The organism is Alphaproteobacteria bacterium, from assembly GCA_030740435.1.
Lineage (GTDB): Bacteria > Pseudomonadota > Alphaproteobacteria > UBA2966 > UBA2966.
This window is the reverse complement of the sequence record JASLXG010000191.1, coordinates 24,501-33,799: the sequence shown is the minus strand read 5'-3', so window position 1 is coordinate 33,799 and position 9,299 is coordinate 24,501. Positions and strand designations below refer to the sequence as shown.

General features: G+C 64.3%; 10 protein-coding genes and 1 pseudogene. 8 read left to right on the top strand and 3 right to left on the bottom strand.

Annotated features, from left to right (window positions below; translation table 11 throughout):
* Positions 1–234 (top strand): transposase (locus tag QGG75_18525; protein MDP6069223.1); only part of this gene is annotated, 234 nt, incomplete at its 5' end.
* Here QGG75_18525 and QGG75_18520 read toward each other — a convergent pair.
* Positions 231–662: a hypothetical protein gene (locus QGG75_18520; GenBank protein MDP6069222.1), complete on the bottom strand. Its 432-nt coding sequence runs from the start codon at positions 660–662 to the stop codon at positions 231–233. The two genes, QGG75_18525 and QGG75_18520, sit on opposite strands and share 4 nt — an antisense overlap.
* Positions 663–891: 229 nt before the next feature.
* Here QGG75_18520 and QGG75_18515 point away from each other — a divergent pair, with 229 nt between their 5' ends.
* The gene (locus tag QGG75_18515; protein MDP6069221.1) at positions 892–2,184 is read left to right on the top strand and encodes a DUF362 domain-containing protein; all 1,293 of its coding nucleotides are present in this window, start codon (positions 892–894) and stop codon (positions 2,182–2,184) included.
* 5 nt (positions 2,185–2,189) lie between these two features.
* Here the strand turns inward: QGG75_18515 and QGG75_18510 are convergent, their stop codons facing one another.
* Complete coding sequence (locus QGG75_18510; GenBank protein MDP6069220.1) at positions 2,190–3,149, bottom strand: dihydrodipicolinate synthase family protein; 960 nt, start codon at positions 3,147–3,149, stop codon at positions 2,190–2,192.
* A gap of 36 nt (positions 3,150–3,185) precedes the next feature.
* On the opposite strand from QGG75_18510, the gene QGG75_18505 reads away from it, so the two are divergent.
* The gene (locus tag QGG75_18505; GenBank protein ID MDP6069219.1) at positions 3,186–4,103 is read left to right on the top strand and encodes an aldo/keto reductase; all 918 of its coding nucleotides are present in this window, start codon (positions 3,186–3,188) and stop codon (positions 4,101–4,103) included.
* 11 nt (positions 4,104–4,114) lie between these two features.
* Positions 4,115–4,858 (top strand): sulfite exporter TauE/SafE family protein, encoded by a 744-nt coding sequence (locus tag QGG75_18500; protein ID MDP6069218.1) that lies wholly within the window; start codon positions 4,115–4,117, stop codon positions 4,856–4,858.
* Between the two features lie 6 nt (positions 4,859–4,864).
* Here QGG75_18500 and QGG75_18495 read toward each other — a convergent pair whose 3' ends face one another.
* Entirely contained in the window at positions 4,865–5,227 is a 363-nt protein-coding gene (locus QGG75_18495; GenBank protein MDP6069217.1) for a GFA family protein, read from the bottom strand.
* A gap of 74 nt (positions 5,228–5,301) precedes the next feature.
* On the opposite strand from QGG75_18495, the gene QGG75_18490 reads away from it, so the two are divergent.
* The 4 genes and pseudogenes from QGG75_18490 (at position 5,302) to QGG75_18475 (ending at position 9,098) form a co-directional block, all read left to right on the top strand.
* Positions 5,302–5,592: a DUF1330 domain-containing protein gene (locus QGG75_18490; protein MDP6069216.1), complete on the top strand. Its 291-nt coding sequence runs from the start codon at positions 5,302–5,304 to the stop codon at positions 5,590–5,592.
* A gap of 109 nt (positions 5,593–5,701) precedes the next feature.
* Complete coding sequence (locus tag QGG75_18485) at positions 5,702–6,772, top strand: Gfo/Idh/MocA family oxidoreductase (GenBank protein ID MDP6069215.1); 1,071 nt, start codon at positions 5,702–5,704, stop codon at positions 6,770–6,772.
* Positions 6,773–6,776: 4 nt separating this feature from the next.
* Positions 6,777–7,889 (top strand): annotated as a pseudogene (locus QGG75_18480) (DegT/DnrJ/EryC1/StrS family aminotransferase).
* A gap of 96 nt (positions 7,890–7,985) precedes the next feature.
* Positions 7,986–9,098, top strand: coding sequence for an epoxyqueuosine reductase (locus tag QGG75_18475; protein MDP6069214.1), 1,113 nt, complete (start codon positions 7,986–7,988; stop codon positions 9,096–9,098).
* Positions 9,099–9,299 lie beyond the last annotated feature (201 nt).

Below are 9,299 nucleotides of genomic sequence, written 5' to 3'. Positions count from 1 at the left end.
GATTGGCTGCGGGCGGAACTGGATCAACGTGGCATCACCGCGGTCATCCCATCAAAAGCCGACCGGATAAGGCAAATCGCCTACGACAAGGACATCTACCAATGGCGCCATTTGGTTGAGAACTACTTTGCCAAGATCAAGAAATTCCGGGGCATCGCCACCCGCTACGACAAGACCGATACCAGCTACGCCGCAAACTTGAACCTCGCCGCCACCATCATTGCCATGCGCTAATTGTCAACAGGCCCTAGTTCGAAGGAAATTTGCTCTGCAAGCTGCCGACGCTCAGCATGGTCAACTGTATTTTGGATAAAATATTCAATATAATTCAATACTTCATGATAATCATGCCCTAAGATAACCGCCTTATGCTCTGGAATAATTTGATCAAAGTAATTTCGAAATTCATCCACCGGATTGCCAAAGTACCTTACATGAAATCTCTTTACTAATTCCAAAAATGCAGACTGTCCAATCAATGATTCTCCCCCAAATTTTGGGTGATATCTGTTGCGTTCAAAAATTTGATAAATGACATTCCAAAGCAAAGCCCTTGATTTTTTCGGTAATTCACCGAGCTTCAATCGCTCCGGTAGAGGATCGATGCCCTCTCGCTCAGAGAAGGTTAATTCTTTAGGATCAAAATCGTCTCGATCACTCATTGCAGTGCAGCTCCTTAAACCAAACCGCCGCGCAGTTTCCACCCACTATAGCGGTTTTCATTTCTCCAATATTCTATCAAAAGGCAAGTAGCTCGTCACTGCTAGTTTTTGTTGACAATCTGATGCATCCCCATCTCGCCGTAGCAATCCCTTTCTCCCCTTGCCGCCCATAACGCTATAGTCTGTACCCTCGCCGCCTGCCATCCTCACCCCCGGAGGTCCCCCCGCCATGATCCCCAGCTCCATTCCCATCCCGCTGCCGGGCGGGCTCGATGTCGAGTTGCCGCCGTTCTTCAAGGTGCGCCAGAAGTTCTCGGCCGAAGAGATGGCGGACATGGAGAAGGGCATCGCCACGGACTTCAAGAAGGCGGTAACCGTCGACCTCGCGGGCAAGTCCGTGGCCATTGGGCTCGGCAGCCGCGGCATTCGCACCCAGCCGCCTGTGGTCAAGGCGGTGATTGCGGAACTAAAAGCGGCGGGCGCCGTGCCCTTCATTGCCCCGACCATGGGCAGTCATGCCGGCGGCACGGCCGAGGGCCAGCAGAAGATCCTCGAATCCTATGGCCTGGGCGAGGCCGATCTCGGCGTGCCGATCCGCTCCTCCATGGAGGTGGTCGAAGTGGCAAGGCTGGATGACGGCACGCCGGTCTATTGCGACAAGATCTGTTCCCAGGCCGACTACATCGTGGTTTGCAACCGGGTCAAGCCGCACACCGACTTTCGCGCCGTGCACGAGAGTGGGCTTATCAAGATGATGGCCATTGGCCTGGCCAAGCACGCCGGGGCCGAGGCGCTGCACCGCCATGGCATGGAGCGCTTCGACGAGATGGTGCCGGCGGCCGGACGGGCCTTTCTGGCCAATACCAACGTGTTGTTTGGCGTGGCCATCGTCGAGAACGCCTTCGACCGCTTGCTGACGGCCGAAATCGTGGCGCCCGACGAGATCTTCGAGCGCGACGCGGCGCTACTGGAAATCGCCAAGGCCAACATCCCGCGCTTTTTGTTCGAGGGCATCGACGTGCTGGTCATCGACCAGATCGGCAAGGATATTTCCGGTGCCGGCATGGATCCCAACGCCACCGGGCGGCCGAGCTGGCCGGTGCCGAATTTCTACAATGGGCCGCACATCAAGCGCATCGTGGTGCGCGACCTGACCGAGGCCACGCACGGCAATGCCACCGGCATAAGCGGTGCCGACGTCACCACCCAACGCGTGGTGCGCCAGATGGACTGGACGGCGACCTACGTCAACATCGTCACGGCCGGCGTCATCCAGGCCGGCAAATTGCCCATGGTGGCCGACAACGACCGCATGGCGATAGCCATGGCGCTACGCGGCTGCCCCATGCTGGAGCCCGAGGACGCCCGCATCGTGCGGGTTAGGAACACGCTGGAGCTGGACCAGGTCTGGGTCTCGGAGCCCATGGCGGCCGAGGTCGAACGGAACCCCGAGCTCGAACGCCTGAGCGATGCCGTTCCGGTGCGCTTCGACGCGGACGAGACGTTTTTGCCGTTTGAATAAAAAAACTACTGCGCCGCCTCCAGCCCCTCGGACAGCAATCCCGCCGCCAGCAAGGCCTGGCGCAGGCCCGCGATCTCGGCCTCGCCGAGCTTCATCAGCGGCGGTCGCACCACGGCTTTCTCCAGACGCCCCAGCAGCACCAGGCATTCCTTCATGCGGTTGTGCATGTCGAGGAAGGGCGGCGCGTAGAAGACCTGGACCAGCGGCACCAGGCGGTCGTTGATGGCCTGGGCGCGCTTGAGATCGCCGGCATTGACGGCCTGGAAGAGATCGACCTGGAGATCGGCGACGACGCTGCCGGCGCCCGACAGCAGCCCGCCCGCGCCCATGGTCAGGGACGCCATGAGCCAGCCCGAATGGGTGGTCAGCACGGTGACGGGGGGCGAAAGAGCCTGCAACGTCCGGATTTGGCGCTCGTGCAGCATGGGGTCGTTGCACCAGTCCTTGATGGCGCGGATGCTGGGAACGGTCTCGATCAATTTCAACAGCGTCTCGAGGGGATAGCCCAATCCCGAGGCCTGGGGGTACTGGAAGAGGATGATGGGCAGGTCCGTGGCCTCGGCGATGATTTCGAAATGCCGGAGCGCCATTTCGGGGCGCAAGTAGCCGCCCATGGACATGCTGCCGGGGGGAAAGACCAGTAGCGCCGCGGCGCCCTCGGCCTCGGCCATGCCGGCGAGCCGGGCGGCCTCCAGGCTGCCGTCGGCATAGATGCCGTTGATCAGCGGCAAGCGGTCGCCTACCTCGTCGAGCGAAAAGGCAAGAATTCGCTGCTGTTCCTCGAAGCTGCAGGCGTGGACCTCCGAGGCATGGCCGTTGACGGTGATGGCCGAAAGCCCCGCCACCGCCGCCACTTGGCCGAGATGGCCGCGGCTGGCCGGCTCGTCGATACTCAGGTCGTCGTGGAAGGCGGCCAGCGTCGCCGGGATGACGCCGCCGGGCTGGTAGTTTTTGAACGGGGTCATGGCTTCCTCCCAAGAAGACCGGTGTATCATAGCCCGATGGTGACAAACCCGACAATCAGCCGGCGCGCGCTGCTGGGCGGCTTGGCGGCGCTGACTCTCGGGCCGTCGGCGGTGGCTCGGTCGGGGCTGCTGACCAAGCCGATTCCGAAAACCGGCCAGCGCCTGCCGGTCATCGGCATGGGGCCGTGGCTGACCTTCGACGTGGGCGAGCACCAGGACTTGCGCCACCGGCGCCTCGAGGTGCTGCGCGCCTTTTTCGCCGCCGGCGGGGCCGTGGTCGATTCGTCGCCCATGTACGGATCCTCGGAAGCCGTGATCGGCCACTGCCTGGCTCGGCTGAAGGAAGAGGAGAGCCGCGCGCTCTTCGCCGCCACCAAGGTCTGGACTCCCATGAAGTGGCTGGGCATCGGCCAGATGCGCCACTCGCGCCAGCTCTGGGGCCGCGACTTCGCGCTCATGCAGATCCACAACATGGTGGACTGGCAAAGCCACCTGGAGACCTTGTTGGAGCACAAGGTGGCCGGGCGCATCCGCTACGTCGGCATCACCACCTCGCACGGCCGGCGCCATGCCGAGCTGGAAAAGGTGCTCGCCAGCCAGCCCTTCGACTTCGTCCAGCTCACCTACAACATGCTCGACCGCCAGGCCGAACGCCGGCTCCTGCCGCTGGCGGCCGAGCGCGGCCTGGCGGTGATCGCCAACCGGCCCTTCCAGCGCGGCGGGCTTTTCCAGCGCTTGGCGCACCACCCCCTGCCCGCCTGGGCGGCCGAAATCGATTGCGCCAACTGGGCCCAGGTCTTTCTCAAGTTGGTCGTCTCGCACCCGGCCCTGACTTGCGCCATTCCGGCCACCAGCCGGGTCGACCACATGCGCCAGAACATGGGGGCGCTACGGGGACGCTTGCCCGATACCGCCCTGAGGCGCCGCATGATCGCGACGGTCGAGGCGCTTTAGGGCAGCCTGCCATGTGGAGCGTAGAAAACCTGCTCATGATCGGCGCCATATTTCTGCTCGCCGGCTTCGTCAAGGGCGTCGTCGGCTTGGGCCTGCCGACGGTGGCCCTGGCCCTGGTGGCGGCGACGCTGGGGCTCAAGCAGGGCATGGCGCTGATGCTGATCCCGGCGCTGGCCACCAACATCTGGCAAAGCCTGTCGGGCGGCGCGCTCAGGGCCGTGCTGCGCCGCATGTGGGTCTTTCTCGTGGCCGCCTCCATCGGCGCCTGGTTCGGCGTCGACGTTCTGGCCGAAGCCGACGCGACGCTGATGTCGGGCCTGCTGGGGATCGTGCTGTGCTGCTACGCCGGCCTCAGCCTGGTGACACGGCAGATCCCCGAGCCGGGACGACATGAGCGCTGGATGTCACCACCGATCGGTTTGCTGGCCGGCTTCGTGGCCGGGCTCACCGGTTCTTTCATGGTGCCGGGCGCGCTTTATCTACAGGCGCTGCGCCTGCCCCGCGACATCTTGGTGCAGGCGCTGGGAGTGGCGTTCGTGACGACGGTATTGGTCCTCACCGTAGCCCTCGCGCGCCACCAGATCCTGACCTGGCAGATCGGGCTGCTATCGACCGTGGCGCTGGGTCCGGCCTTCGCCGGCATGGCGCTGGGCCGGCGCCTGCGCCAGCACCTGCCCGAAGCCGTCTTCCGGCGGGTTTTCTTCAGCGCCCTGCTGGGGCTGGGGATCTATATCGTGGCCCGGGTGTTCTTTTGAGATGGGTCAATCGACAGTGCTGAGCGCCTGCCCGTCGAACTCCGTCACCGGCACACGGGCAATCTCGTCCGGCTCGAGATCGAGGCAATTGGCATTGACGGCATAGGCCTCCGGTGCCACGCGTGGCCGGTGGAAAGGGTAAATCCCGCAGTGGCGGCAGAAATGGTGCCGCGCCGCGCCGGTGTTGAATTCGTATGTCGCCAGCGCCTCCTCGCCTTGCACCAGACGAAAATGTTCGGCCGGCACGCGCAGCATGAGCGCGCCCTTGCGGCGGCAGATGGAGCAGTTGCAGGTGACGAATTTCTCCAGCCCGCTCTCGATCTCGAACACCACCCGGCCGCAATGGCAACTTCCGCGATAGGTTTTCATGTCTCGCCCTCCTGGCCACATGGTAGTTAGTATTGCCGCTTCGGCATATGCCCAAACCGCAACGGGAGCCCGCCATGACCGCCTACGTCATCGCCCAGATCGACCTCCACGACGAGGAGACCTACGCCAAATACACCGCCCAGACGCCGGGTACGGTGGCCGATCACGGCGGCCGCTTCATCGTTCGCGGCGGGCGCTGGGAGAGCCTGGAGGGCAGCGAACCGGGGCCGCGCGTTGTGGTCATCGAGTTCCCCAGTTTCGAGGTTGCCCAGGGCTGGTACAATTCCGAGGCCTACCAGGCAATTTTGCCCTTGCGCCAGGCGGCGTCCACCGGCAGCGTCTTTTTGGTGGACGGAGGGGATTAGGGAATTTTGTTGAAAAACAATGGGATAAAAGGATAATCTGAACTAATATTTGAAGCGGATCTCGACCCCTGATTAGCCCAGGTTTTGCAGGTATTTTGCGATGAAATCAATGGAATCCGCAGAGCACATCGAACCCCTCAACATCGGCATGATCGGGGCCGGTTTCGTGGGCCAGCTCGCCCATCTGGCCAATTACGCCGACATCCCCGAATGCCGCGTGCTGGGCCTGGCCGAGGTGCGGCCAAAGCTCCGCGAACTGGTCTCAAAGCGCTACGACATCCCCAGGGCCTACGCCCGGCACAGCGAAATGCTCGAAGACCCCGACATCGAGGCCGTGGTCGTGGTCACCCGGCGCCACCACACCGGCCCCATCGCGCTCGAATGCCTGCGGGCGGGACGCCATTTGCTGACGGAAAAGCCCATGGCCGCGACGCTGGATCAGGCCAGCACCCTGGTCGGGGCGCAGCAGCCGGGCACGGTCTATGCCGTCGGCTCCATGCGGCGCCACGACGAGGGCGTCGAGATGGCGCGCCGGATGCTGGCTGAACTCAGGGAAAGCAAGGAACTGGGCGAGGTGCTGCTGGTGCGGCTTTTCTGCTACGGCGGCCAGGATTACTGCAACATGCCGGGCTTCGTCGATTCCGGTGAGCCAAGGCCCGACGAGCTGCCGTCCTGGTCGCTGGCACCGGAATGGCTGCCCCGCACCTGGCACGACGATTACGACAATTTCGTCAACGTCTACGTCCACGCCATCAACCTGCTGCGCCACCTCTGCAATGACACGCCCGAGGTGCGCCACGCCGATCTCAGGCGACGCCACGGCGGCACCGTGCTGCTCGATTTCGCCAGCTTCCCGGCGGTGCTGGAATACGGCGAAATGGACCACAACGATTGGATCGAGGGGGTCGAAGTGGTGTTCAGCCGCGACCGCCTCAAGCTCAGCCTGCCGCCGGCCCTGCTGCGCAACGTGCCGACCAAGGTCGAGCTTTACCGCAACACCGGCCGCGGCGAGGAAATCGTGGCGCCGCTGGCCAACTGGAGCTGGTCCTTCCGGCGCCAGGCCGAAGCCTTCGTGGCCGACGTGCACCACGGCCGCCAGCCCATCGCCAGCCGCCAGGACGCGCTCGAGGACATGGCTCTCATAGAGGCCATCTGGCAGGCCCACGTGGGAAACGAATAAGGCCATGCCGCAAGCCGCCCTTAACTTAGAGCCGGCTGAGCCGGTTTCCTGGTGGCGTACTGCTATCGGCGAGGACGAGCGCGCCACTATCCTCGACAGTTTGGCCCGGGAACGAATCTCCATGGGGGCCGTGACGGCCGAGCTCGAAGCCGAGCTCTGCCGCCGCCTCGAGGTGCCCTATGCCGTGGCCACGACCAGCGGCAGCGTGGCCCTGATGATGGCGCTGCTGGCGCTCGACATCGGCCCGGGCGACGAGGTCATCGTGCCCACCCGCACCTTCATCGCCACGGCCCATGCCGCTTCGTTGCTGGGCGCCCGGGTGGTGCTGGTGGATTGCGGCGCCGAATCGCCGAACCTGGACGTCGAGCGCCTCGCCGCCCACATCACGGACCGCACCAAGGCCATAATTCCGGTTCACCTCAACGGCCGGGCGGTCGATGCCCGGGTCTTCGAAATCGCCCGCCAGCGTGGCCTGGCCGTGGTCGAAGACGCCGCCCAGGCGCTTTATTCGCGCACACCGCAGGGCTATCTGGGCACGCTCGGCGACATCGGCTGTTTCTCGTTCGGCATGGTCAAGCTGACCTCGACCGGCCAGGGCGGCGCCCTGGTAACCCGCGATGAAGCGCTTTATCGGCGGCTAGTGGCTATCCGCAACCATGGTGTCCGCGACGTCGTCTCGCACGATTACCTGGGGGTGGGCGGCAACTTCAAGTTCACCGACATCCTGGCTTCCATCGGCCTCTGGTAGGTCCGCCGGCTGCCGGCCAAAGCGGAGCACTGCAACGCCATCTACCGCCGCTACGCCACGGCCTTGGCCGATCTTAGTTTTCTCGATCTGGTGCCCGTTGCGGTCGAGGCGGGCGAGGTGGCGGTCTGGACCGAGGTGGTGTCGCCCCAGCGCACCGCCATCGTTACCCATCTGGCGGCCCAGGGCATCGAGACCCGGCCCTTCCTGCCCTGCGTCCACAGTGCCGAGCATTTCGCCGCCGGCGCCGCATCTTTCCCCCACTCCGAACGCTTCCACACCGAGGGCTTCAACCTGCCTTGCGGCCCGGCTCAGCCGCTGGAGAACGTCGACCGCGCCATTGCCGCGCTGCGTTCATTTGGCCAGGGCTGATTTCCTTACCGGCACTTTCGCCCCGTCGCTCCTTCCGCTATTATCGCCAATCTTGTTGGGGGGATCTGTCAGATCCAGGTATTGGAGCCAGCCACCATGGACAACGCCGCACTGACCGCCAAGGTCACGGAAATCGCCAGCGATTACGGCGCCTGCGCCGTCGGCGTCACTACCGTCGAGACCCTGGCCGGCGGACCGCCAACCACCGATCTGGAATACGTGCTGCCCGGTGCCCGTTCGGCCGTGACCTTCGCGCTGCCCTACGACCAGGCCAAGATCGAGGACTTCATCGCCAAGCGCGACCGCCAGGCGCACCAGCAGGACTACAGCCGCACCAACACCATGGCCAGCGGCATCGCCGCCCAGATCGCCGGCTACATCGACCACTTCGGCCATCAATCGGTGGGCGTCTTGTCGAACGAGGTCTACCGCAACGACGAGGAGGTCCAACACCGCCACATGCGGCCCGACATCTCGCACCGCCTGCTGGCGGTGCGCGGCGGCGTCGGCTGGTTCGGGCTTTCGGGCAACGTGCTGACACTCGACCACGGCGCCATGGTCAGCCTGGCCACGGCCGTCACTACGGCCGAACTGGAGCCCACGGCCCCCCTGCCGGCGGCAGAGAACTTCTGCCAGTGCGAGGAGATGGAATGCGTCTCCGCCTGCCCCGCCGCCTTCCTCCACGAGGGCAAGAAGGACATGGTCTCGGTGACCATGGGCGGCGTCGAATTCTCCTACGCCAAGCGGCGCAACTACAACCGCTGCGGTTTCGTCTGCGGCGGCTATTCCGGGCTGCATCCCTCGGGCAAGTGGTCGACCTGGTCGCCGGGCCGCTTCCCCATCCCCAAGAAGGACGAGAACCTGCGCGACGTGGTGGTCGATGCCATCCAGGCCTGGTCCCGCCAGCCCAAACTCGAGGGCGGGTGCCTGCACCAGCCGTTGGTCTATGCCGCCACCGGCAAGGACGTCAGCCTGACCTGCGGCAGTTGCATGCTGGTCTGTGCGCCCACTTCGGAAGAGCGCCAGCGCCGCCTCAAGACCCTGCAATCGAGCGGCGTCGTGGTGCAGAACCCGGACGGCAGCCTGGAAGCCATATCGCCCGAGGCGGCCAAAGAACGCCTGGCCGCAATGGAGCCCGAACGCCGCGCTCTATATGAGCCCGAGGAAGGCAGCTACGCCGACATCGAACTTTACGGCCGTAGCGGGTAGCGTTTTTTGGACTAACCCCGGCCACACGCCCCCCCTTACCAACCAACCGCTTTTCCCGTTTCTTAACCATAACCGCCTAGACCGGGGCCATGAGCAGCGAGAGCGAGGCGCGGGCGCTCCTTCAGGCGGGGCAGACCGAACGGGCGGTGGTGGCCTTTCAGCAGGCGTTGGCCGAGGCTCCCGCGGCTGGGCCGCCGGGCA